Source organism: Rhizobium sp. N122 (assembly GCF_002211295.1).
Taxonomy (GTDB): Bacteria; Pseudomonadota; Alphaproteobacteria; order Rhizobiales; family Rhizobiaceae; genus Rhizobium.
On sequence record NZ_LOKU01000067.1, the window covers coordinates 189584 to 213927 of the forward strand.

Sequence of the window (24344 nt, forward strand, 5' to 3'; positions counted from 1 at the left end):
TCGTTATCCCCGGAACCGCTACACACTTCCGGGCGACATGCATTAAGCGCGGCTCAGACGCGATAGTAGCGGTTTGCCCGACGCTCAGCTTCCTTCATCGCATCCTCAGGCGACATCTGGCCGGTGACGGCGGCGGCATACATGTCGACCAGAACGTAGTCGGCCATGGTTGCCGCCGAGGCGTAGCCGAGCGGGCCGGCATAACCGTTCGGGCGCAGCTTTTCCGAGGCGCGCGCATAGGGCGCGTGGACCGGATCGGCGGTCCAGACCGGGTTCTTGGCGAAGGCCTTGAGCGGCTGGCAGCAATAGGCGCTGGAGCCCTGGATCCAGGCATTCATCTGGTCGGCCTCCATCATGAACTTGATGTAGGCCTTGGCGGCTTCCGGATATTTGGTGTGCTTGAACAGCAGCAGCGAGCTCGTCTGGCAAAGCTCGACGCTCTTGCCGACCGGGCCGATCGGGAAGTTGGTCGTGCGGATGTCCTTGGCGATCTCGGCGAGCTTCGGGTCGTTCTTGGCGGTGTAATAGACCGAAACGCCGTTGGCGATCAGCGAGACCTGTCCGGCCAGGAAGGCGCGGTTGTTGTTGACGTCCTGCCAGCTCTCCGTGCCCGGAATGAAGGTCGCGTAGAGCTCCTTGGCATAGTTGATCGAAGCCAGCGTCTCCGGGCTGTTGATCGTTACCTTGCCGCCTTCGTCGACCATCTTGCCATTATGGCTCCAGAGCAGCCAGTGGGCGTAATTGTTGCCGTCACCGACCGCCTTGCCGTGCGGGAAGCCGGCGGGCGTGCCCTTTGCCTTCATCGCCTTGCAAAGCTCGAGGAAGCCTGCAGTATCGTTGGGGAATTCATTGAAGCCGGCGGCCTTCACGTGGCTGTCGCGATAGACGACGGCATTGCCGATCGCCGTCAGCGGCATGGCGATGAAGGTGTCGCCGCGCGTGGCATATCCCTTCACGCCGTCGTACCAGCCCTCATACTTGTTGCCGAGATAATTGCCGAGTTCGGTGAGATCGACCAGCTTGTCCGGATACTGGTGCGCGTCGTCGAACCAGCACATGATGAGATCGGGACCGGAACCGACATTGGCGGCAACCGCAGCCTTCGGGCGGATGTCCTCCCAGCTTTCCTTATCGATGCGCACTTCGACGCCGGTCGCTTCGGTGAATTTCTTGGTGTTGGCGATCCAGGCCTCCTCGTCGCCCTTGACGAAAGGCGTCCAGCGCAGCAGCCGCAGGCTGGCGCCGCTTTCCGGCGTGTAGGTCGGTTCGGCCTGCGCAAAAGATGGCTTGATGCCGAAGCCGGCAGCGCCGGCAACGGCTGCCGATGCAGCAAGAAATTCACGTCTCTTGATCGTCATGAGATTCCTCCTCATTGAAACAGCGGGAGCAATTCTCCGGCGTCCACCTCCCGCTTGGGTTGACGGCGGCCTGGCATCCCCGGAGCGGAAGCGCCCACGGAATGCTTGCGCTCCGGCGGCGGGGAAGGCTCCTCCCCTCCCGCTCCGCCGGATGGCATCAGTCGGTCAATCGCTGTCCGCCTTCGGCATCGAAGAGATGGACGTGCGAAGCGTCGATCGCCACGCGGATCGCTTCGCCCGGGCGGGCATTGACGCGCTCCCGGAATACGCAGCTGACATCGCTGCCGCCGAGGCGAACGGTCAGATGGGTCTCATAGCCGGTGGGTTCGATCACCACGATCTCGGCCGGCACACCGTTCGGATCGAGCGAGATATATTCGGGGCGCAGCCCATAGACGAGTTCGCGCCCCACCGCACTTGCGGGCGGATCGGCGACGGGCAGCCGCGTGCCGTTGGCGGCGACGAACTGGCGGGCGTCTTCCGGGTCGAGCCTGCCCTTGATCATGTTCATCGCCGGCGAGCCGATGAAGCCGCCGACGAACAGATTGGCGGGCTTGTCGTAGAGTTCGAGCGGCGATCCGATCTGCTCGACGATGCCGTCGTGCATGACGACGATCTTGTCGGCCATGGTCATCGCCTCGATCTGGTCGTGGGTGACGTAAACAGTCGTGGTTTTCAGCCGCTGGTGCAGCTCCTTGATCTCGGCGCGCATGGCGACGCGCAGCTTGGCATCGAGGTTGGAGAGCGGTTCATCGAACAGGAAGACCTCCGGATCGCGCACGATCGCCCGGCCCATGGCGACACGCTGGCGCTGGCCGCCGGAAAGCTGGCGCGGATAGCGGTCGAGCAATTTATCGAGACCGAGGATGCCGGCGGCATATTTCACCCGCTTTTCGGCCTCCGCCTTCGGCGCCTTGTTCAGCATGAGCGAAAAGCCCATGTTCTGCTCCACCGTCATATGCGGATAGAGTGCATAGTTCTGAAACACCATCGCGATGTCTCGGTCCTTTGGCGGCAGCGTGTTGACCACGCGCCCGCCGATCTTGATCTCGCCGCCGGAAATATTCTCGAGCCCTGCCAGCATCCGCAGCAGTGTGGATTTACCGCAGCCCGACGGGCCGACGAGGATGACGAATTCCCCATCGGCAATGTCGATGTCCACCCCCTTGATGACAGGATGCACACCGAAGGACTTCCGCACATCCGCGAATTGAACGCCTGCCATACTCACTCCTCCCAGAAATCGAGCGCTACATGCTTTAAGTATTCGTATTTCACTATGTCTTGCCGGCGGCTGTCATCTCTCCCAAAGTCCTTCAGCCACCGCAATCCCCCATCTGTGGGGATGGGCCTCCTCCGCCCTCCCCTTAATCTCCGCGGGACGCACCCGGAGCGTCCTCGGCGAGATAGACCTCGATCAGCTCGTCGACGCTGGTTTCGGCTATGAAACCCAGTTGCGTCGCACGATCAGGCGTAAAGGATTTCGGCCATCCGGCGACGATCCCTTCGATGACCTCGTCGCGGCGGCGGTCGATCAGGTCGACCGCCTCGGGGCCGGCGGCGCGGCGCAATGCGGCGATCTGGTCGGCAACGGTGGCGGCAACCCCCGGCATGGTCAGCGTGCGCCGCGCACCCAGCGACGATGTGTCGAGCGTTGCGGCGTGGATCAGAAATTTGACGGCGGAACGCGGGCTTGCCAGCCAGTGCTTGACCGTCTCCTCGACGGGAAGAACCGCCCGCTGGCCGGCGAGCGGCTCCCGCAGTATTCCGGAAAAGAAGCCCGACGCGGCGGCGTTCGGCGCACCCGGCCGGATGACGATGGTCGGCAGTCGAATTCCGACGCCGTCGACGAAGCCGCGGCGCGAATAATCGGCGAGCAGAAGCTCGGATATCGCCTTCTGCACGCCATAGCTGGTGAGCGGCGCCTGGACATAATCGTCGGGGATCGGATCGGGAAACGGCGCGCCGTAGACCGCGATCGACGAAGAGAAGACGAGCCGGGGAACATAGGCTTGCCGGCTTCCCTCGTGCCGGATCGCCTCCAACAGCAATCGTGTGCCATCGAGATTGACCCGGTAGCCGAGGTCGAAATTGCGCTCGGCCTCGCCGGAAACGATCGCGGCGAGATGGAAGATCACGTCGGCGCGGCGAGCCGCCAGGGCTTGCGCAGCATCGCCCTCGGAAATGTCGGCCGCCAGCGCTTCGACCGAGGTAACGACGCCTGATGGCACCGGCGGCGGCGCGATATCGACAAGCGTCATGCGGGTGATCGTTCGAGCGCCGAGGGAACCGCTGCGCGCCAAGCTGGCGGCGAGCTTCCGGCCGATCATTCCGCCCGCCCCGATAATGAGAATATGCATCCTCTTCCCCCTGTCTCCGATGTCGTGTCTCACCCGCTCTTCGCCTGCGAACTAGGCAAGGAGCAGTTTGGTTGTCGTGTAAATGCGGGTTTCATGGATCGCGAAGGCCGCGCATGCGGCGTCCGGATCCCGCGTCTCCAGGCCGGCGAGGATCAGCCGGTGATCGGCGATGCTCGTGGCGATCGTGCCGGGCTGCGAGACGACGCGCCTGCGGTGGCTCAGAAGATAGGAATAAAGATCGGCGGCCATGTCGGCCAGAACCGCATTGCCGCTGGAACGGTAGATGGCGGTGTGAAATTCGCGGTCGCAGATCAAAAAACGGACGGGATCGTCACAGGCGGCTTCCTGGGCGGCGATCGACTTGCGGAGATAATCGAGCGTCGACGCTTCCATCTTGATCGCGGCGGCCCTGACGACCTGCGCCTCGATCAGCAGCCGCGCCTCATGAACATTGTCGAGACTGTAAGCCGCAATGTCGCGATAGCGCGCCGCCTGCACAGCCAGTTCACCGACATCCTCAGATGCCACCACTGTGCGCGTTCCCTGCGCAACCGAGAGAATTCCGTGCGTGGACAGGATGAGGATCGCGCCGCGGACGGTCTCGCGACTGACCGAAAGCGCGCCAGCCAGTTCACGTTCGCTGGGCAGCGGATCGCCTGTCTTGAGGATGCCGGTGGCGATAAAGGTCGCGATTTTCTGGACGACGAAGTCTTTCATCGACTTCTTCGGCGCGCCGCCCAGCGTCGCAACCTCTTCGAGCATGGCCCGCACATCCATCGCCATGCCCTCCCCCTTAGGTCTACTGGTCCGGTAAGTGGGCCAGTAGACCTCAGGGGGAGAGGATTGTCAAACGCTTGATGTCGGGCAATCCACTCCGCCGTAATTGGGAGCGGTTTTTTGAAGGGCAAGACGGCGCGCGCGGAGAAAGTTCATCCCGCCCAAACCAGCCGGCCACGGACAAGCTCTGCCGTTCGCGATGCTCAACCCGCGCTTAACATTTTGCCTAAGCGTTTGATCGCCTGCTCCAGCGGGCGTTGGCCGTCGCAATAATCCTCCCAGGCTGACGATTTCGACAGCAGCGCCGGCACGGTGCGGATGGTGAAGCGTTTGGGGTCGAGATCCGATTTGACCTGGCTCCAGGTCAGCGGCATCGAGACGGTTGCGCCCGGCCGGGCACGGGGCGACAAGGGTGCCGCCGCCGTCGCCATCCGGTCATTGCGGAGATAGTCGAGGAAGATGCGGCCGTTCCGCAGGCTCTTGGTCATCTTGATCAGATAGAGATCGGGATTGTCGCGCGCCATCTGCTGGCAGACGTCGTGCGCGAAGCTCTTCGCCTCCGCCCAGGAAAGCGGCTTGCGCTTGTTGGTCGCGAGCGGCGTGACGACATGCAGGCCCTTGCCGCCGGTGGTCTTGCAGAAACCGACGAGACCGAGCGTCTCGAGACGATCGCGCATCTCGCGGGCGGCGGAAACGACCGTCGAGAACGGCACGTCGGGGCCGGGGTCGAGGTCGAACACCAGCCGGCCGGGCACCTCCGGCTTATGCGGTTCACAATTCCAGGGATGCAACTCGACGGCGCCGATCTGCGCGACGGCGGCCAGGCCCTCGACCCGGTCGATCTGCAGATAAGGTTTCTTGTCGCCGAAGACCTTGACCAGTTCGAGAAGGTTCGAGGTGCCGGGCATCGCATGGCGCTGGAAGAACTGCTCGCCGCCGAGCCCGTCGGGCGCGCGGATGATCGAACAGGGGCGCCCCTCGATATGCGCGATCATCCAGCCGCCGACGGCTTCATAATAGCGGGCGAGCTCTTCCTTGGTCACCGGCCGGCGGTCATTGGCATCCGGCCACAGCGGCTTGTCCGGATTGGAGATCATCACCCCCATCACCTCGGCCTTGGCGCCCTTTCGGCGGACGGGCCTCGCCTTCACGTCCGCCGCCGGCTCCGGCACTTCGGTCTCTTCAGGCCTGGCCGGCCGTTCGGCCTTGACCTCTCTCGCCGGCTTGTCCTCGCGCAAGCCCTTGAAGGCCGCCTGGCGGACGATGCCGTCGGCGGTCCAGCCGGCGAATTCGATTTCCGCCACCAGCTTGGGCTTCAGCCAGGTGACCTCGGCCTCCTTCTTCGGCGCGCCGATGCCGGTGAAGGGCGATTTCGCCGCCTCGAGCGCCTGCAGCTTCGGCAGCAGCGTTTCTACTTTCTTGGCGCCATATCCCGTGCCGACGCGGCCGACATAGACGAAGTGGTCGCCGCGGTAGACGCCGACCAGCAGCGATCGGAATTTGCCGTTGGTCTTGGCATAGGCGCCGATCACCACTTCGTGGCCGGCGCGGCATTTCGACTTCGCCCAGCTGTCGGTGCGGCCGGATTGGTAGGGCGCATCGCCCTGTTTGGAGACGATGCCTTCCAGCGACAGTTTGCAGGCGGAGCGCAGCACCGCATCGCCGCCGGTCTCGAAATGCTCGACGAAACGGATCCGAGGCTCATCGCCGGCCTCCGACAGCAGGCTTTGCAGCCGCGCCTTGCGCTCGACGACGGGCATAGAGCGCAGGTCCTCGCCGCCGTCGTAGAGAAGATCGAAGGCGAAATAGACGAGATCGCCGGTCCTGCCTTCCGAAATGGCGGCCTGCAGGGCGGCGAAATCCGGTGCGCCGTGGTCGTCGAGAGCGCAGATCTCGCCGTCGATGATGGCGTCGGGCAGCGCCGACGCTGCCTCGGCGATTTCGGGATATTTGCCGGTCCAGTCGAGCCCTTTCCGGGTCTTCAGCGTCACCTCGCCCTCGAGTATGCGCATCTGGATACGGTAGCCGTCGAACTTGATCTCGTGGATCCAGCCCTCGCCGGGCGGCGGACGCTCCAGCGTCTGGCAAAGCTGCGGCGCAATGAAATCCGGAAGGTCGATTGGCGCTGTTTTCGGCGTCCTGCCGGTTCGGCCCTCCTCCTTCCTCTCTTCGGCGGCCAGCCCGTGATTGCTGTCCCAGACCGCATCCGCCTTTAGTTCACCGCCCTTGAGCATGAACGGTTTTGGCTTGCGGCCCTTGCCGGCGGCGATGGCGTCCATCGTCCGGCCGGAGGCGACAGAGGTGTCGTTCTCCTCAAGGACCGCTGCGCCGTCTTCCTCGACCGAGAATTCGTCGTGGTGCTTGATCAGCAGCCAGTTGGTTCGCTTGCCGCCGTTGCGATCGTTGCGCATGCGCACCAGCACGAAGCTGCCGTGCAGCCGTTCGCCTTCCAGGGTGAACTTGAAGTCACCCTTGGCAAGTGCCTGCTGCGGGCTCTTCTTTCCCTCGGGTTCCCAATAGCCGCGGTCCCACAGCATCACAGTGCCGCCGCCATACTGGCCTTTCGGGATCGTGCCTTCGAAGTCGCCATAATCGAGCGGGTGATCCTCGACCTCGACGGCCAGCCGCTTGTCGTGCGGATCGAGCGATGGGCCTTTGGTCACAGCCCAGGATTTGAAGACGCCGTCGAGCTCCAGCCGCAGGTCGTAATGCAGCCGGGTAGCGTCATGTTTCTGGATGACGAAGCGGTGACGGTTGCTGCGGGCGATCTGCTTCTCGCCGCTCGGCTCCGCCGTCTTTTGAAAGTCGCGCTTCGATCGATATGTCGAGAGGTTGTCACTGGCCATGGTCGTTCCCGCAAGCAGCATCCACGCACGAAATGCCGGCCGGCGGCTGGAAGTTCCATGATGGCCTCTTCCAGCGGCGGTCTTGCCGGCGTTCCGGTCTGTCGGCGACAAAAAGCGACGAAAAAATTTCGCCGGCGCGTCGCATCGTTCTCGTGCTTCAAACGTTAATTGCTACCACCGGGATGCAAACATGCGCGTTGACCAATGGCTCTCTCTTCTCATCATCGCGCTCATGATGGGTGCCTTCGTATGGGGCCGTTACCGATACGATATCGTCGCCGTGAGTTCGCTTCTCCTAGCAATCATCGTCGGCATCGTCCCTGCCAAAATTGCCTTTTCCGGTTTTGCCGATGACATCGTCATCATCGTCGGCAGCGCGCTGATCGTCAGTGCGGCGATTTCGAGATCCGGGATCATGGATCTGGCGCTGCGTCGATTTTCGCCGGAGAGACGCGGGCCGCGGATGCAGCTGATCATTCTGGTCGCCATCGTCGCCGCCCTGTCGGCTTTCGTCAAGAATATCGGGGCGCTGGCGATCATGATCCCGGTCGCCGTGCAGATGGCCCGCAAATCCCGCGTCTCGCCGTCGATGTTCCTGATGCCGATGTCTTTCGCCTCGCTGCTCGGAGGGCTGATGACGCAGATCGGCACATCGCCGAATATCATCGTTTCCCGGGTGCGCGAGGAGATAACCGGGCAGCCGTTCACGATGTTCGACTATACGCCCGTCGGCCTGGCGCTTTCTGTCGCCGGCGTTGTCTTTCTGGCGCTGTTCTACAAGCTGCTGCCCGAGCGCTCGCGGGTGGAAACGTCGATGGACGAGGCGGTGGCGATCAAGAACTACACGACCGAAGCCAAGGTCGTGACGCCGTCGGCGGCGATCGGCCGCTCCATCAGCTGGCTGCAGAAGCCGGCCGGCGGCGATGCGATGGTGACCGCGATCATCGGCGGCAGCGGCCAGAGACGAACGCCGCTTCCCGACACCGTGCTCAAGGATGGCGACCTTCTGATTATTGAGGGGGAGCAGAGCGCCCTCGACAAGATCGTCAGCGAGGCCAGGCTGCAGCTGTCCGATCGTAAACACGAGCCCGAGATGCGCCAGGACATCAGTTCCGTCGAAGCCATCGTCGGCGAACATTCCCGCCTGATCGGCGTCAGCGCCAAAGACGTCTCGCTCTTCCACAATACCGGCCTCAACCTTCTTGCCGTCAGCCGCCGCGACAGGCGCATCACCGAGCGTCTGGGCGAGATCAAGATCCGCAACGGCGACGTCGTGGTGCTGCAGGGCGACTTGCAGAAGCTGCCGGATCTCTTGCGCGAATGGGGCTGCCTGCCGCTGGTCGAACGGGAATTGAAGCTCGGCAACGCCCGCAACGGCATGATCCCCGTCATCATCCTGCTGGCGACGATGGCGGCGACGGCCTTTGGCGGCATTCCCGTCGCGACGGCATTTTTCGCCGCCGCCTTTCTGATGGTGGTCACCGGGTCCATTCCCTTGCGCGAAGTCTACCATCATCTCGACGCGCCCATCCTGATCATGCTGGCCGCCCTCATCCCGATCAGCGATTCGCTCAGAACCACCGGAACGACCGAAATCATCGCCGACCTCCTGTCGCGCACCGCCGAGGTGCTGCCGCCATTCGGCGCTCTGGCATTGATCCTGGTTGCGGCCATGGCGGTGACGCCGTTTTTGAACAATGCAGCGACCGTTCTGGTCATGGCGCCGATTGCTGCGACCTTTGCCGCCAAGCTCGGCTATCGGCCCGACGCCTTTCTGATGGCGGTGGCGATCGGCGCCGGCTGCGATTTCCTCACGCCGATCGGCCACCAGTGCAACACGCTGGTGATGGCGCCGGGCGGATATCGATTTGGCGACTATGCGCGATTGGGCCTGCCGCTCTCGCTCATCGTCGTGCTGGTCAGCGTGCCGGCCCTGCTGGCCGTCTGGCCGATCTGACCCCAGGGCTGAGCTGGGGGTGGTTCAGGCTGCGCCGTCGCGCAGCCTGACAGTATTACTTCCACTGCGTCCCGTCGGCGCCGGCGCAGCCATAGGGTGGCAGAGACGTGGCGAAGGTGGTTTTCAGCTTGGCGCAGCCCCAGCTGTTGATCGGGCCGGGCATGGCATTGTTGAGCGTGATGCCGATTTCATCATAGGGGCTGTCGGTGTTGCTGACATAGCGATACCAGCGAAAACCGGTAAAGACGACGGCGGCCAGAGCGATGACCAGCAGCAGGCGAAGCAATTTTCTCATCATATTTCCTTTAAGTGCAAACGCCGCCGTTTAGAGCACGTCGCGCAAAGGTGCGCAGCGGTTTTGCGACAACGACATGCGCTAAAACAATGGCCCAAAGTACGAGAAGCGAATCTGAAAGATCGCGACGCGCTTTGCTCCGGCCGGATGCCGGGCGCGGCAATTCTGCGGCGTCTTTTGCGCCTCCTGAAAAGCGGCGCGCGCTGTGGTAGCAATCTGAAACACACCGGGGGCGCAATCGATTCTATGACGGGATCTGCAATGACCATCGAAGCGGCACGCAATCCGCATCCCATCTATTTCATCGGCGCTTTTGCGACCGGTGGGCTTCTGACATTCATGGTGCATCTCAATGGGGAACTGGCACGATACGGCAATCCGCTGTTCTCATCCTGGACCGCTCACGGCACAGGCATGGTCGCCGCCGTCATTCTTCTTTTGGCGCTCTACCGCCGACGCAGACCGATGGCGGGAAAAACCGGCCGCGCACCTTTGTGGGCCTATCTCGGCGGGGTATCCGGCGCCGCAACGGTCATTCTGACCTCGACGACGGTCAACTCGCCGCTCGGGCTCTCCGGCACCCTGGCTTTGGGGCTGGCGGGCCAGGTCGCCTTCAGCCTGGCGGCCGACAGCTGGGGATTGTTCGGTCTGCCGAAACGGCGTCCGGATATCAGAGATATCGCCGCGCTCGGCCTGGTCGTCACCGGCGGCGCCCTAATCATCCTGTTCGGGCGAGGTGGAGCATGATGGTCTTCATTCTCCTGGCATGCCTTGGCGGCGTGCTCGTCGGCCTCAGCCGCCAACTCAATGGGCGGTTGAGCATCTCTACCACGCCGCTGATCGCATCCTTCTGGAACCATGCCGTCGGCTTTGCCGTCCTCACCTGCCTCGGCCTCTTTGTCGGCGGCTTGCTTCCGGCAGGCGCCGCCGAGGCGCCCTGGTATATTATCTCGGCGGTCCGATCGGCGTCGTCTTCGTGGCGGCGGGCAGCTGGGCGATCGCGCGCATCGGCGCGGTCAATGCAGCCCTGCTGATCATTGGCGGCCAGATGGTGACCGGGGTGGCTTTCGATTATCTCAGCGCCGTGCCAACATCGTTCTGGGCGAACGCGACCGGAATTGTTCTGATCATCGCCGGAATGACGGTCAGCCGCAGCCGACGCAAAACCGGCGGCTCGCGATAGCCGACAGCAATGCTGCCGGCGTTGCCAGAAACAGCGGATGTTCTCGGAATTTACAGGCTGGTTCGTTCGTCCAGGGTAGAAAGAGCGTCCTGCAGTCTCAGCGCCGCCAATGCCTTCGTCGCCTCATCCGGAGACCATCCCGCCTCCAGCGCCGCGGCCAGCACCAGCGATTCCGTTTGAAGCTCGAGCTTCTCGTAAAGCGGCTCGATGGCTTCGCGCGCTGTGACGAGGTGCTGATCCGGTGGAGTGATCGATGTCGCGGCAACCGTAGGCATAATGCTCCTCCTATTGAACGCTAAGGTTCGAAACCCATTAGGGGCATCCTTGTTCCGTCTTGTTTCGTTTCACATCGCCTTTTTGGCCTTCGGGCGGCGTTGCGAAAAAAGACGATACCACATATGGCGAAATTTCCTCCACCTTAGAAATGCGCGAACGAGAATTGCCGGCGGGATCTTCCTGTGATCGCCGATCGTCCCCTGCCGGGTGACCGGCGCGTTCGGATCGAGCACAAAGGCGACCAGGATGCTCGGGGCCGCCGCTTCGACCTCGAGCCTGCCACCGGATAAAGCCAGCCCCTGCTCGCCTTCGGCGAAGGTCTGCGCACCGGCGACGACGGAACCTGTGAAGACGTAGAAAGAGAGGTCCCGGCCCTGCCGATAGGGGAATTCCACCCTTGCGCCCGCCTCCAGCCGGATGTCGAAGACGTCGACCGTGCTGCGGACATAAAACGGCGCACCTTCTCCCTGCGGTCCGACCAGGTGCCGCCAGGTGTTTGCCGCGGCCGCCGGGACCGGTCCGCACTGGATCTTCGGCTCGAGATCGGCTGCGCGGGGTCGAATAAGAATCTGCAGCATCCGCAGCGGCGGGTCGGATGCCAGCGTCTCTTCGGAATGCCAAAAGCTTGCTCCGGCATTCATCACCATCAGGTGGTCGCGGTCGATCACCAGCCGGCCGGTGGCCCTGTCGTCGTGACGCATGACGCCGTCGGGCACCCAGGAAATGATCTCGTCGTTCCGGTGCTCGTGCATCGCGATCTGCCGGCCGGGATCAAGAAGGGATTCCACGACCATGGCGAGCGGGCCATGGCCGTGATCGGTCGGCCTCGGCTTCAGCCATCCCGGCATATTGACATGCGCGACGAAGCCGCCCGCATCCCGCACCACGAAGGTTCGTTCGCCCTTGAGCAGCATCGCATCCTCCATGCTTGCAAGGCGATTATGCAGCAGAAGGGGGCATCAATGCCATCGCTGACCGGCAATGTCATCGGTCCGTCGTAAGCCGGAAGGTGGACGGACGGCGAAGATGCCTTTCCCGCCCGCCGTCATCCAAGCCACGCCCCTCTCAGGCAAGATATTTCGTAAACCAGTCGACCGTTCGCTGCCAGGCGAGCTTGGCCGCCGCTTCGTCGTAGCGCGGTGTGGAATCATTGTGGAAGCCGTGGTTGACGTCGGGATAGACATAGGCCTCGTAGGTTTTTTGAGAGGATTTCAGCGCCGCTTCATAGGCCGGCCAGCCTTCGTTGATGCCCTTGTCCAGCCCGGCATAGTGGAGAAGCAGCGGCGCCTTGATCTTCGGCACGTCCTCGGCGCGCGGCTGCCTGCCGTAGAAGGGCACGGCGGCGGCAAGTTCGGGATAGGCGACGGCCGCAGCATTGGCGACGCCGCCGCCGTAGCAGAAGCCGGTGATGCCGACCTTGCCGGTGGTGAGATCGCTTTTCATCAGAAATTCGACGGCCGCGAAGAAGTCGTTCATCAGCTTTTGCGGGTCGACCTTCTGCTGCAGTTCCCGGCCCTTTTCGTCGTTGCCGGGATAGCCTCCGACCGAGGTCAGGCCATCCGGCGCCAGGGCGATGAAACCGGCCTTTGCCACACGCCGCGCCACGTCCTCGATATAGGGGTTGAGGCCTCTGTTCTCGTGCACGACCACCACGGCGGCGACTTTGCCGGCGGCGTTTTTCGGGCGGACGAGATAGCCGCGGACCTCTCCGTTTCCTTTCGGCGAGGGATAGGTGATGTATTCGGCTGTTATATCGGGATCGGTGAATTCGACCTGGGTCGCCAGCGCATAATCGGGGCTCAGCGACGAGAGAATGGCGGCTGCCGTCAGCCCGCCGACGGCGAATTTGCCGGCCCGGTCGAGAAACTCGCGTTTGGTGATCTTCCCATGCGCGTAATAATCGTAGAGTTCGAGAAGTTCCTGCGGGAAATCCTTGGCTGTCATGCGGGTCATGGTGGCTCCTCCTGGCCTCGGTTTCTCACAGCATCCTACACACGTAAACTCGCGGTTCTTTTCAACATTTCGCGAGATTGGCGTGAGGCCCGAATTCGCCTCCCGCCTCAGGCGCGTGCGGGCGCTCCCATGCTGCAATCCGCGTCCGGCCGGTCGCGGCGCGCAATCGGCAGCCGCCTACCGATCTATGAAAATAAATTTCATGCTCGCGCTGTGAGGCCCGTTTTCTATTGACGCCTCTCGTTTTTTGTCCCAACTTAAAGAAAATAAATTACCTAAACTGGGAACTTGATCGGCATGAAAGTGGGAATCATCGGGCTCGGATTCCGGCTCGGCTATCTCGGCTACGTTTTCAAAGCGATCGATAGCAGCTTCGACATTGTCGGCTATGTGGATCCGGATCCTGCCGGGCTTCCCGGATTGACGGAAAAGGGAATTTCGGTCGGCAAGGCCTATGGCTCGCCGCAGGAGCTGCTCGCTTCCGAAAAGCTCGATCTGCTGATGATCGGCTCCCCCAATCACCTGCATCTCGATCATATCAGGCTCGGGCTGCAAGCTGGCCTCAAGGTCTTCTGCGAAAAGCCGATCGTCACATCAATCGCCGAAAGCATCGAGCTCGCCCATCTGATGGCGAAGTTCGGTCACGAGCGGCTGATGGTCGGTCTGGTGCTGCGCTACTCCCCGCTCTACAAGGATCTGCGCGCCATCCAGGCCCAGGGCAAACTCGGCCAGATCGTCTCGATCGAGGCTTCCGAGCATATCGAGCCCTATCACGGCGCCTTCTTCATGCGCGACTGGCGCCGCTACGAGCGCTATTCCGGCAGCTTCATGCTGGAGAAATGCTGCCACGACCTCGACCTTTATAATGGCGTCGTCGGCGCCAGGCCGGAGCGGGTCGCCAGTTTCGGCGGCCGCAAGAGCTTCATTCCGGCCAACGACCCGGCGCGCGAAGGCATCAACGATCTCGAGCTTTTCCACCGCAAGCCGAGCGGCTGGATGGGCTCCGACAAGGTCTTCGACAGCGATGCCGATATCATCGATTACCAGGTGGCGATCGTCGAATATGAAAACGGCGTCGGCATGAACTTCCACACCAATCTGAACGTGCCCGACCAGTTCCGCCGCTTCGCCATCATGGGCTCGCGCGGCATGGCCGAAGGCGATTTCGTGCGCGGCTATCTCGACGTGCATGAACAGCTGACGGGCAACAAGGTGGTGGAAAACAAGTATGCCGCCACCGAACTCTCCCAGCATTACGGCGCCGACGAACAGATGGCGAGCGACCTCTTGGAAAGCGTGCGCACCGGGCTCGAACTGCCCGTGTCCACGCTGAACGCGCTCGAGGCCGGCATTCTCGCCTTGGCGATGGACGAAGCGAGGATGAAGAAAACCGTCGTCGACCTGCGTCCGATCTGGGACCGCTTCGACGAGGCCCTTCACGCAAGAGCGGCTTGAGGACGGCGGCAAGATGAGTGTTCAAAGAAGCGCCTTCATCTTCGCCTGGATCCTCCTCCTTCCGGCCGTTCTCTACGTTCTCGCCATCGTCGCCTATCCCCTCGTCGATACCTTCATTCTCTCCTTCACCGATGCGTCGCTGAAGAAGACCACCAACTGGGTCGGCTGGGTCAATTACGAGAAGATCTTCAACGCCACCTTTGCCGAAGTCATCTTCCGCACCTTCGTCTGGACCTTCTTCTCGGTCGCGCTGAAAATGGTGATCGGCACCTTCGGCGCAACGATGCTGAATGCCGCAGTGCCCGGCCGCTCGCTGTTCCGGCTCCTGACCATGCCGCCCTGGATCGTGCCGATGGCGATCGGCATCTTCATGTGGGGCTGGATGTATAATGGCCAGTTCGGGATGATATCGGGCGTCTTGCAGCGCTTCGGTCTCGTCGACGGTCCGGTCGCCTTCCTCGCCTATGGCAGCACCGCCTTCTGGGCGACCATCGTCACCGATGTCTGGATCGGCGTGCCGCTGGTGACGATCTACTTCCTGGCGGCGATCCAGTCGATCCCGAAGGATCTCTACGAGGCCGCCTGGACCGACGGCGCCGGCCGCTGGTACCGCTTCCGTCGCATCACCCTGCCGCTGATGGTGCCGGCGATCATCACCATGTCGATGCTGTCGCTGATCGCCACCTTCAACTCGTTCGACATTATCTGGATCCTGACCCAGGGCGGCCCGAGCGGCGAAACGACGACGATGATCATCGACACCTATCAGACCGCCATCGGCTCGAAGAAATACGGGGAAGGGGCGGCGCGCGCCGTGTTGATCTGCATCTTCCTGTCGCTCTTCTGCTTCGCCTATTTCCGCGTCACCCGCCGCCTCAACCCGGAGAAGCGCGCATGAGCAGTCCCGCCATGATCGACCGTTACCGCTGGTGGGAGATCATCCTGATCTATTGCGGCATCGCGCTGTTTCTGTTCTTCGTGCTGGCGCCCTTCTTCGAAGGTTTCATGGTGTCGCTGAAGCCGCTCAGCCAGCTCTTCTCCTCCCCCTACCGCTTCTGGCCGGAGAACGGTTCCTTCGAGGCCTACCGGACGATGTGGGTCAGCGTTCCCGGTTTCGGGCGCTATATCTTCAACTCCTTCTTCATTTCGATCATCGTCACGCTGATCGTGCTCTGCCTTGTCATTCCAGCGGCTTATGCCTTCGCCAAGTTCGAATTCAAGGGCATGGGCATCCTGCTCGGCGCCTTCCTGACGGTGAACATGTTCTCCGGCGCCGTGCTGCTGATCCCGCTCTTCCGGCTGATGCGCAGCATGGGCGTGCTCAACACCTATCTCGCCATGATCGTGCCGGGTGTCGCCTTCCTGATCCCCTCGGCGATCTGGCTGCTGCGCACCTACATGATCCGTATCCCGCAGGAGCTCAACGAGGCCGCCTACATGGATGGCGCCAGCCATTTCTACACGCTGCGCCGCGTCATCCTGCCGATTGCGATGCCGGGGATCATCGTCGTCGCCATCACCACCTTCATCGGCGCTTACGCCCAGCAATTCATCTTCGCGCTGACCTTCAACTCGAAGACCGAATACATGCCCCTGCCGGTGGGTCTCTTTGCTTATTTCGGCAAGCAGGAGGTCATCTGGAACGAACTGATGGCGGCTTCCTTCGTCGGCATCGCGCCGGCGATGGTCGTCATCTTCTTCCTTCAGCGCTACCTTGTCGGCGGGCTGACCGCCGGTGCGGTGAAACAATAAGATCAAGAAACGAGTGAACAGCTAACACAAGAACGGGAGTCACGACGTGAGCATAACAATCAAGACAGGCCTTATGGCGCTCGCTTTGCTTGGTTCGACGGCATTGACCGCGGTCACTGCCCATGCGGCCGACAAGGAAATCAGCTGGATCTATTGCGGCGACACGATCGACCCGGTCCACACCAAATACATCAAGCAGTGGGAAGAAAAGAACGCAGGCTGGAAGATCGCGCCCGAAGTCGTCGGCTGGGCGCAGTGCCAGGACAAGGCAACGACGCTGGCCGCCGCCGGCACGCCGGTCGCCATGGCCTATGTCGGCTCGCGCACGCTGAAGGAGTTCGCCCAGAACGATCTGATCGTTCCGGTGCCGATGACCGATGACGAGAAGAAGACCTATTACCCCCACATCGTCGACACGGTGACCTTCGAGGGCAACCAGTGGGGCGTTCCGATCGCCTTCTCCACCAAGGCGCTCTACTGGAACAAGGATCTCTTCAAGCAGGCCGGCCTCGATCCCGAGAAACCGCCGAAGACCTGGGCCGAAGAAATCGAGATGGCAAAGACCATCAAGGAAAAGACCGGCATTCCGGGTTATGGCCTCTCCGCCAAGACCTTCGACAACACCATGCACCAGTTCATGCATTGGGTTTACACCAATAACGGCGCGGTGACCGATGCAGACGGCAAGGTCACGCTCGACAGCCCGCAAATCCTCGCCGCGCTGAAGGCCTATAAGGACATCGTCCCCTACTCCGAGGAAGGCCCGACGGCCTATGAGCAGAACGAAGTCCGCGCCATCTTCCTCGACGGCAAGGTCGCGATGATCCAGGCCGGCTCGGGTGCGGCCGACCGCCTGAAGAAGACGCAGATCAGCTGGGGCATCACCACGCTGCCGCTCGGCCCCGATGCCAAGGGCCCGGGCACGCTCTTGATCACCGACAGCCTGGCGATCTTCAAGGGCTCCGGCGTCGAGGACAAGGCGACCGAGTTCGCCAAGTTCATCACCTCGCCGGATGTCCAGTCGGAATACGAGCTGCAGGGCGGCGCCGGCCTCACGCCGCTGCGTCCCTCGGCAAAGGTCGATGAGTTCGTCGCCAAGGATCCCTATTGGAAGCCGCTCATCGAGGGCATCAGCTATGGTGGTCCCGAGCCGCTCTTCACCGACTATAAGGGCTTCCAGAACTCGATGATCGAGATGATCCAGTCGGTTGTGACCGGCAAGGCCGAGCCGGAGGCAGCACTGAAAAAGGCGGCCGGCGAAATCGAGGCCTTCAAGTAAGCTATCTCTCTGGGGTCGCGGCAAAAGCCGCGGCCCCTCCCCTCTATCGAATGTGCGACGAAGGCCGCCGGCGGAGACAGATTTTTGGGACAGCTCCTTCTCAACAAAGTTCAGAAATTCTACGGCGACTACGAAGTTCTGAAGGGCGTGCAGCTCGAGGTGAGGAATGGCGAGTTCGTCGTCTTCGTCGGGCCGTCGGGCTGCGGCAAATCCACCCTGCTGCGGATGATCGCCGGCCTCGATGCGACGACGGCGGGCGATATCGTCATCAACGGCGTCAGGGTCAACGACCTGCCGCCCGTCAAGCGCGGCATCGCCATGGTGTTCCAGTCCTACGCGCTCTATCCGCACATGACGGTTTTCGAAAACATCGCCTTCCCGCTGCGCGTCGAGAAGATGGAAGAGACAAAGCTCAAAGCCAGAGTGGAGAATGCGGCGCGCATCCTGCACCTCGAGGAGCGGCTGCAGCAGAAGCCCGGCATGCTTTCCGGCGGTCAGCGCCAGCGCGTCGCGATCGGCCGCGCCATCGTGCGCGAACCGAAGATCTTCCTGTTCGACGAGCCGCTCTCCAACCTCGACGCAGCACTCCGCGCCGACATGCGCATCGAGCTTGCCAAGCTGCACCGACAGCTGAAGGCGACGATGATCTATGTGACGCACGACCAGGTCGAAGCCATGACCATGGCTGACCGCATCGTCGTGCTCGACGCCGGCAATATCTCGCAGACCGGCGCGCCGCTGGAGCTCTATCACAAGCCCGCCAACCAGTTCGTCGCCGGCTTCATCGGCAACCCGAAAATGAATTTCCTGCCCGTCACCTGCAAGAGCGTCAGCGCCGCCGGCGTCGAAGTCGAGTATCGCGGCCAGACCGCCCTCCTGCCGGTGACGCCACGCGACGGCATATCAGGCAAGACCCTGACGCTCGGCATCCGCCCGGAGCATATCCAGCTCAACGGCGGCGACATCGTCTTCACCGTCACCCCGACCGTGATCGAACGCCTCGGCGCCAATACGGTCGCCTACGCCTCGCTCAACGGCGAGGCCGAGAACTTCTGCGCCATGCTCCCCGGCAGCGTCGGCATCCGTGCCGACGCGCCTGTGCCAACCGGCATCAATGCCGCCGATTGCCACCTCTTTGACGAGGCAGGCATTGCGTTTGAGCGGCGGGTGGAGCTGACCGAAATCGATATGAACGTGATCAACCCGACGGCTGCTTGAAGTGGCGGGCTTTGTGTTGCGGTTCGGCCTGCCGGGGGGGCGGTTCCTGGTGCGAAACGACACCCCCAGCAATTGCGGCTGCCCGGCGGCCGGAGTTCGGGGCATTTTCACTCTACGAACGTCGTTGGACAATCTCCTGCAGATGGCAGAGTCCGGCTCATTGCGGACAAGGTTGTCACCGGACGATATGGCTGCATTGCGCTTCCATTTCGGTCATTCCAACATCCAGACATATTTCTCATTTGCAGCCTGTGGGCCTGATGTCGTCAGCCCAGTTCGTTGTCGATTGCCTCTAGCCTCTCTACTACCAGCGTCAGCCGGGCGCGGCTTTCCCCACTTGTCTGCTTAATAAGCTTTTTAGCTTCCGCATAAAGCCGTTCCCGCTCCGCCACGAGTCTGCCATGCCGGGATTCCGAATTCCTGATTGTATCGAGCTTCAGATCGACGATCATTTGCTGGGCTTCAGCCTCTCGCCCCGATCCTTGAATAACGGAATAGACAGGCCCTTTACGCTTCAGAACGCAGTCGCTCATGCTGTCAAAATACGGATGAGGCCATCTGAATGGTGCCGCCGCTTGAGAAAAATGGACAGGGTTCGCCTTGCCTTTGACGACAAGATCGCGTGTCCCTTTCTCGACATTGCACCCCTGACATGACAGCACTAGGTTCGTCGCCGTGAACGCGAACTTGCGGTAAGCAGCGCGGGACTTGTCGAGATAGTGCTCGATGTGTTCAGACACGTTGCGGCGCTCCGGGACGATGAGCCGCTGGCAATAGGGGCAAATCTCATCCTGCTCAGCCTTCAGAACTTTCCTGATTAGGTCTTTCAGGGGCTTGAGCGAGGGGTCGCTCCACTTGATCGTACCGGCCAGATAGTCGGCAATGGGTTTTTTAAAAGTCGTCCGCTTCACGATAGTCCTGGCCACCGGTCTCAATCGCGCCATGCCGGTCAAAACTCCAGAATGGTTCCGACGATCTTGGCAAGCGGATCGTCGGGCGTAAAGTCCAGCTTCATGGCGCGCAGTTCAGTCTGCGCAACCTTGAAGTCCTCGCCTTCCGCATCATTGCGGGCGATCAGACCGAGGCACTTGTTGATGATGCCGGCAACCTCCCGCGATCGTGCGGAATAAAGATGAAACTGTTCGCGCAACACGGTGTCGCTTGCTCGGCCGAATAGATCCGCACGTTGCCACGCTTGGCCAGCAGGTAGGTCACAGATATGGACGTTGCCGTTGCGGACACTGCTCGCAATCAAAGGGGAGTGCGTTGCGATAATCAAGGTCGCGTTTAGGACCTGATCCTCCGCGACCTCGGCCAGGTCCTTTACGATGCTTAGTTGCCACTCCGGATGGAGCGAGTTTTCCGGCTCGTCGTAAAAGACTGTGCAGCGCTCGCTTCCACAGTAGATGAAGCCTAGGATCGCCAGCGCATATTGTCTCTCGCCGGAACTGAGATCGCCGAGCCCAAAAGGCTTGCCGCCACGGAAGAAGCGCATGTCTGACAACCGGATGTCGCCAGAGGCAAGGCGGCCGATATATTGCTCGATGCGCCCCAGGTCATTCGTCGGCTTGAGAAGATTGCATACCAATTCAGGGTCCATAGTGTCAGGAGCTTTGGAATGATCCAATCTTCGTTCGCTGAACCGGAACGCGACATCTGGTTGGAAGTTCAAGCGATCCAACGCGCGCGCTACCGACCACAGCAAGAGCGGCGCCTTCAGATTGCGAAGGATGTAGTGACATAGGACACGAAACGGGGCTGTGCCCGAAACCATGTTGTTGTTGACCTTGTTGCCAAGGTATACGACGTTCCAATCAGAGGCCTTCGCCTTATAGATAAGTGGCGGGTATTTGTCGTACATCGTGCCCGACAGACAAAGCAGCCGCTCAGTTTTCGGCCGACCGCTAATTTGCGATTGCCGTATCTCCTTGGTCGCATAGGCGAAGAAGCGTGATTTGCCCGACCCGTTCTTCCCGGTAACGAAGTAAACATTGCCGGGCTTGATCGAATTCAGAAGCGCGTCGAACTTTCGCTCTTCAGCTTTGTCGGTCACCGGGATCATTTACAACCCTCTATCCTGCAACCTTGCCGCCTTATGGCAGGTCTTGCTTTTGCGAACGCAATCGAGCCGTGAGACCCCGGCCTCTAGACACGTTATGTTTGCTTTTGCTCTAATTTTTGAGACGAATCAATAACAGACGCTCGTAGAGCGGAACATGGCCGTTATTGCCCGACGCGCCATGTCGGCGCGGCTGTTTTGCGCCCCCCCGTTCCGGTCGTCCAGGGTCGCTCTGCGACTTCCCGAAAGCTGCCGCGTCTTCAAACCCGTAGGGAGATCATCCGACCATCGAGAAGGCAGGTAGCCAGCGAGCTGCATCCGCCGCAATCGGCATGGCAGATGCCGGCCTGAGCAACTTCCCCCACGGCCACAAGAATCCCAGCAAAGCGCTACTCGAACATCTTGGGCTGTAGGTGCCGAAAGTAATTTGTGACGAGGGAAGGCAACGTCTGCTGATACGCACCTGTGGGTAAGCCACGGACTCCGACAACCGAAAGAAATCAATGGCCATTTCACTGTTGGGCATAATCACCCGCTATTGACTTCCGTATGGCACCGCAGAACTTGAGCGAGAATCGATTTCTGCAGGGTTAGCAAGGCGTTGCTATTGCACCAACTCGCGTTTTGGTCCTAACTGCGAAGCAGCAAGCAGCTTTTCATCATATTCTTTTGGTGAGAGGTCTGCGCAGCAACCGGGCGCAGGAGTGCCCTTCATCAAAGTTCGATGGAGGACGCTGATGGGTGCCAAGACCCTTCGTGAAATTATAATGTTCGGTGTACCCGCGATCATCGCCCTGATGATGGTCGGGGCGGCGATATATCTTGCCATTTGGACAGACAAGGAAATTCCCGGTTTCCTGGTCAACTCCTTGGGTACTATACTGGGTTATTATTTCGGCCTCGGTGTGAAGGCGGGACTGGATGGACGTGGTGACCAAGAGCGCGGTTGACGGTGAGGATATCCCTGATGCTGACGAAACCGAGGTGCGGATTAACAGTTTGGTTTGGATTACCTCCCTGCGAGACGCAGAGAAGGGTGTCACAGACCGTATCCTCGAAGACCTCGAACCACATCTGGATAAGCTTGGAATCGGCGTCACTCGCTTCGAGCCGAAGTCCCGAGATGACCTCTATGCATTCCTCGACATGCTTCGCGAAAAGGCAGAAAGTTCGTTCCGTCCGATCATTCACCTAGATATGCACGGTCACGCTGACGATGGCCTCCACGTCGTGGCAAGCGGTGAGAACGCGCCTTGGCCGCATATGGTCGAGCTGTTACGCGAGATCAACGTGGCCACGACCAACAATCTTTGCGTAATTTCCTTGGCGTGTTTCGGATTTCATATTTTGAAAGACTTGGATTTCAGCAAGCCCACGCCATTTTACGCGCTTGTCGGGTCTGATCGGGAAATCGCTGCCGGCGATATCGAAGAACGGGCAATGCGGTTCTACAAGCGGGTGTTTGAGGTCCAAGATCTAGCAACAGCCTGCGAAGAGGTCTGGCAGGATTCTCCGCGGCTTTGGCTGGCCGAAAAGTACCTGTTCGAAGTACTGGTGAATTACTTGCTCAAGACAACTAAGGGCCAGTTCCTCCGCGTACGGCGTGAGAGAGCCCTAACCTTTGCGAGAGAGCAGGGATTGCCTGCGAGCGAAATGAAAGGGTATCGCCGATGGGTTAGGGAAAACCTGAAGCCAAATCCCAACCTCATCCACAAATACGGAAAGCTTTTTTTCATCGGGCGGCCGGTTGTCTTCACACTCAGACAGCTCAAAGACGCCGCCGATCTGTTTGAGAAGAAGCTCAAAAGGACACGACACAGGCCGGGCTACGAGCCACATTTCATGCTCAATCGGCACTAGCAAGTTGCTCAAACGCCGTCGATTGTCTTGGACCGTAGGCGCGGAGTGAGACGCGTGGGGACCAATGCCGTACAAGAAGATAAGGTTCACTGCCATTGAGCGCTGGGTGGGTTTTTCCGTCCATGGCAAGAAATGCTATATCGACAGCCATCCTATCGACCTGCTGTCGATGCAAGTTGACCACATTATCCCTGAGTTTCTTCTCGCTGAGCCAGAAAGACTTGCAGATGCGGGAGCACGTATGCTGGCCTTTATCGCGAAATCATGAATGCGCCAATTCGCCTGACGCCCACCTTGGTATTGAGACCTGCCGGCTTCTATTAAGTCCAAACAAAAGGCCACGAAGGGCCTATGTCCGCTTTCGCGTTGCGTGCTCCAGTAGCAGACCGTCCGCTCCCGGCCCCTTTTTGTCAGAAATAATCCAGCAAGATCGCCCTCTTACCGAAACATTTCGTCTCTCCGGGCCATGATCCGAGCATTCCGGCGAGAAATGTGTCATAGCGGATCCCGACAAACCAAAAACGTTGGCCATGATCGACATCGTCATGACGATACTCAATGGGTTATTGCAAACGCTTAGTCCTAAGGGTACCTCCCGAGAAGAGAGGCAACGAACCCCGCGAAATTTCGTCACGACGTACGACGCCAATGCGCCAGTTGAATACGAAACACGGGCGGTCGCATTCTTCGATATCCTCGGCTGGGGGCAGGCCGTCGAGAATTCGGACACGGACCCTAAGCTCCGGCAAAAGTTATTGAATGCGGTATGGTCGTTCGCGGCACGAGCGCAAGACTATGTTGAGACGGAGACTGCGGACCATCCTTCGCGGGATGAATATTCGCAATTTTCCGATAGCGTGATTGTCTCTTTTCCATACATTGATTATCGCGACCTTTTCCGGCTGCTGAAATTTGTTACGGAATTCCAGGCCAGCATGGTCATGCTTGGGCTGCCGCTACGTGGGGGAGTGACTGTGGGGTCGCTCTTCCACACAGATGCCATCGCTTTCGGACCTGCGATGAATCGTGCCTATCATCTCGAAAGCAAGGTCGCGAAGATGCCTCGGGTTATCATCGACCGAGCGCTCGACGATGATGTTCAAGCGGCGGCCTCCGGCTTACCCAAACATTGGCATTTTGTCGTCCGCGGCGACGACGGCTATTACGAAACGGATTTCCTGACCGCCTACGCGATGACTGAAAAGCTAGCGCAGATTATCGAGCGCAAAATCGACACTTGGATCGAGCAGTATCGCAACGACGAAGGCACACTCGCGAAGTATCTATGGCTAAGGGCTCGCTGGGACGCCGCCAAAGCCGACGCAGGAGAGCGGATCAATACGAGAAACGAGTTCCACACTGCCCACAATGCAAAGCGCGGCGGCCGCAGTCGGGTTAATTGGCTAGCCCGCTGGTTGCGATAACCCAATCGCGTCAGGGACCGCTAGCTTGGTTTTACGGTGCTCCGAAATTGACGTATTTGCTGAGGCAGGGTTTCGCGCCAATGACCCCCTTCGGATCGGCGTAGGAGGTTAGTTTAGGATTTGAGATGGTGTGGTTGCGACCGCACCCTTCGCGACGCTACTCGAACTGCTGTTCTCAGCCGGCACAACATGTCCGCCATTGGCGCGATCCTGCCATGCCGTCTGTCGGCCCAAAGCAGACACCCGCCTGTAGCGCCTATCTCTGCCACTGGTCCAAGGCCATCCGCAACGC

22 protein-coding genes and 1 pseudogene are annotated in these 24344 nt (G+C 60.7%); 12 read left to right on the plus strand and 11 right to left on the minus strand.

The window, feature by feature from the left end:
• Positions 1-53 precede the first annotated feature (53 nt).
• From ATY75_RS30425 to ligD, 5 genes are all read right to left on the minus strand, one after another.
• The gene (locus ATY75_RS30425) at positions 54-1358 is read right to left on the minus strand and encodes an ABC transporter substrate-binding protein (protein ID WP_064843533.1); all 1305 of its coding nucleotides are present in this window, start codon (positions 1356-1358) and stop codon (positions 54-56) included.
• A 157-nt stretch (positions 1359-1515) separates the two neighbouring features.
• Positions 1516-2583 (minus strand): sn-glycerol-3-phosphate ABC transporter ATP-binding protein UgpC, encoded by a 1068-nt coding sequence (ugpC, locus tag ATY75_RS30430; RefSeq protein ID WP_064843535.1) that lies wholly within the window; start codon positions 2581-2583, stop codon positions 1516-1518.
• Positions 2584-2725: 142 nt separating this feature from the next.
• The gene (denD, locus tag ATY75_RS30435; protein WP_088940331.1) at positions 2726-3718 is read right to left on the minus strand and encodes a D-erythronate dehydrogenase; all 993 of its coding nucleotides are present in this window, start codon (positions 3716-3718) and stop codon (positions 2726-2728) included.
• Between the two features lie 51 nt (positions 3719-3769).
• Complete coding sequence (locus ATY75_RS30440) at positions 3770-4495, minus strand: FCD domain-containing protein (RefSeq protein WP_088940332.1); 726 nt, start codon at positions 4493-4495, stop codon at positions 3770-3772.
• Between the two features lie 203 nt (positions 4496-4698).
• Positions 4699-7341: a DNA ligase D gene (ligD, locus tag ATY75_RS30445; protein ID WP_088940386.1), complete on the minus strand. Its 2643-nt coding sequence runs from the start codon at positions 7339-7341 to the stop codon at positions 4699-4701.
• 190 nt (positions 7342-7531) lie between these two features.
• Here ligD and ATY75_RS30450 point away from each other — a divergent pair, with 190 nt between their 5' ends.
• The gene (locus ATY75_RS30450; RefSeq protein WP_088940333.1) at positions 7532-9298 is read left to right on the plus strand and encodes an SLC13 family permease; all 1767 of its coding nucleotides are present in this window, start codon (positions 7532-7534) and stop codon (positions 9296-9298) included.
• 55 nt (positions 9299-9353) lie between these two features.
• Here the strand turns inward: ATY75_RS30450 and ATY75_RS30455 are convergent, their stop codons facing one another.
• The gene (locus ATY75_RS30455; RefSeq protein WP_088940334.1) at positions 9354-9593 is read right to left on the minus strand and encodes a hypothetical protein; all 240 of its coding nucleotides are present in this window, start codon (positions 9591-9593) and stop codon (positions 9354-9356) included.
• 261 nt (positions 9594-9854) lie between these two features.
• Here ATY75_RS30455 and ATY75_RS30460 point away from each other — a divergent pair, with 261 nt between their 5' ends.
• Both ATY75_RS30460 and ATY75_RS30465 read left to right on the plus strand, forming a co-directional pair.
• Entirely contained in the window at positions 9855-10340 is a 486-nt protein-coding gene (locus ATY75_RS30460; protein ID WP_088940387.1) for a DMT family transporter, read from the plus strand.
• Positions 10337-10776, plus strand: a pseudogene (locus ATY75_RS30465) (DMT family transporter). The gene ATY75_RS30460 and the pseudogene ATY75_RS30465 overlap by 4 nt, the downstream one beginning before the upstream one ends.
• 50 nt (positions 10777-10826) lie before the next feature.
• Here ATY75_RS30465 and ATY75_RS30470 read toward each other — a convergent pair.
• From ATY75_RS30470 to yghX, 3 genes are all read right to left on the minus strand, one after another.
• Entirely contained in the window at positions 10827-11051 is a 225-nt protein-coding gene (locus ATY75_RS30470; RefSeq protein WP_064843557.1) for a hypothetical protein, read from the minus strand.
• A gap of 69 nt (positions 11052-11120) precedes the next feature.
• Positions 11121-11966, minus strand: coding sequence for a pirin family protein (locus ATY75_RS30475; protein WP_088940335.1), 846 nt, complete (start codon positions 11964-11966; stop codon positions 11121-11123).
• Between the two features lie 151 nt (positions 11967-12117).
• A complete protein-coding gene (gene yghX / locus ATY75_RS30480) occupies positions 12118-13005 on the minus strand; it encodes a YghX family hydrolase (protein WP_088940336.1) in 888 nt (295 codons plus the stop codon).
• Positions 13006-13302: 297 nt separating this feature from the next.
• Between yghX and ATY75_RS30485 the strand changes: the two genes are divergently transcribed.
• From ATY75_RS30485 to ugpC (ATY75_RS30505), 5 genes are all read left to right on the plus strand, one after another.
• On the plus strand, positions 13303-14460 hold the full coding sequence (locus tag ATY75_RS30485; RefSeq protein ID WP_088940337.1) for a Gfo/Idh/MocA family oxidoreductase: 1158 nt from the start codon (positions 13303-13305) through the stop codon (positions 14458-14460).
• A 13-nt stretch (positions 14461-14473) separates the two neighbouring features.
• Positions 14474-15358 carry a sugar ABC transporter permease gene (locus ATY75_RS30490; protein ID WP_049735830.1) on the plus strand — a complete coding sequence of 295 codons (885 nt, stop codon included), beginning with the start codon at positions 14474-14476 and terminating at the stop codon, positions 15356-15358.
• Positions 15355-16212 (plus strand): carbohydrate ABC transporter permease, encoded by an 858-nt coding sequence (locus ATY75_RS30495; protein WP_049735831.1) that lies wholly within the window; start codon positions 15355-15357, stop codon positions 16210-16212. The genes ATY75_RS30490 and ATY75_RS30495 overlap by 4 nt, the downstream gene beginning before the upstream one ends.
• Positions 16213-16285: 73 nt before the next feature.
• On the plus strand, positions 16286-17491 hold the full coding sequence (locus tag ATY75_RS30500) for an extracellular solute-binding protein (protein ID WP_064843564.1): 1206 nt from the start codon (positions 16286-16288) through the stop codon (positions 17489-17491).
• An 84-nt stretch (positions 17492-17575) separates the two neighbouring features.
• On the plus strand, positions 17576-18709 hold the full coding sequence (ugpC, locus tag ATY75_RS30505) for a sn-glycerol-3-phosphate ABC transporter ATP-binding protein UgpC (RefSeq protein WP_088940338.1): 1134 nt from the start codon (positions 17576-17578) through the stop codon (positions 18707-18709).
• 266 nt (positions 18710-18975) lie between these two features.
• Here ugpC (ATY75_RS30505) and ATY75_RS30510 read toward each other — a convergent pair whose 3' ends face one another.
• Together ATY75_RS30510 and ATY75_RS30515 are read right to left on the minus strand one after the other, a co-directional pair.
• Positions 18976-19653: a hypothetical protein gene (locus ATY75_RS30510; protein WP_088940339.1), complete on the minus strand. Its 678-nt coding sequence runs from the start codon at positions 19651-19653 to the stop codon at positions 18976-18978.
• Between the two features lie 5 nt (positions 19654-19658).
• Positions 19659-20771: an AAA family ATPase gene (locus tag ATY75_RS30515; RefSeq protein WP_088940340.1), complete on the minus strand. Its 1113-nt coding sequence runs from the start codon at positions 20769-20771 to the stop codon at positions 19659-19661.
• A 734-nt stretch (positions 20772-21505) separates the two neighbouring features.
• On the opposite strand from ATY75_RS30515, the gene ATY75_RS30520 reads away from it, so the two are divergent.
• From ATY75_RS30520 to ATY75_RS30535, 4 genes are all read left to right on the plus strand, one after another.
• The gene (locus tag ATY75_RS30520) at positions 21506-21718 is read left to right on the plus strand and encodes a hypothetical protein (RefSeq protein WP_088940341.1); all 213 of its coding nucleotides are present in this window, start codon (positions 21506-21508) and stop codon (positions 21716-21718) included.
• On the plus strand, positions 21690-22628 hold the full coding sequence (locus ATY75_RS30525) for a hypothetical protein (RefSeq protein ID WP_143535365.1): 939 nt from the start codon (positions 21690-21692) through the stop codon (positions 22626-22628). Before ATY75_RS30520 ends, ATY75_RS30525 begins: the two co-directional genes overlap by 29 nt.
• A 64-nt stretch (positions 22629-22692) precedes the next feature.
• Positions 22693-22896 carry a hypothetical protein gene (locus ATY75_RS30530; protein ID WP_088940343.1) on the plus strand — a complete coding sequence of 68 codons (204 nt, stop codon included), beginning with the start codon at positions 22693-22695 and terminating at the stop codon, positions 22894-22896.
• A gap of 262 nt (positions 22897-23158) precedes the next feature.
• Positions 23159-24052, plus strand: a complete 894-nt coding sequence (locus tag ATY75_RS30535; RefSeq protein WP_088940344.1) for a hypothetical protein — start codon at positions 23159-23161, stop codon at positions 24050-24052.
• The last annotated feature ends 292 nt before the right edge of the window (positions 24053-24344 follow it).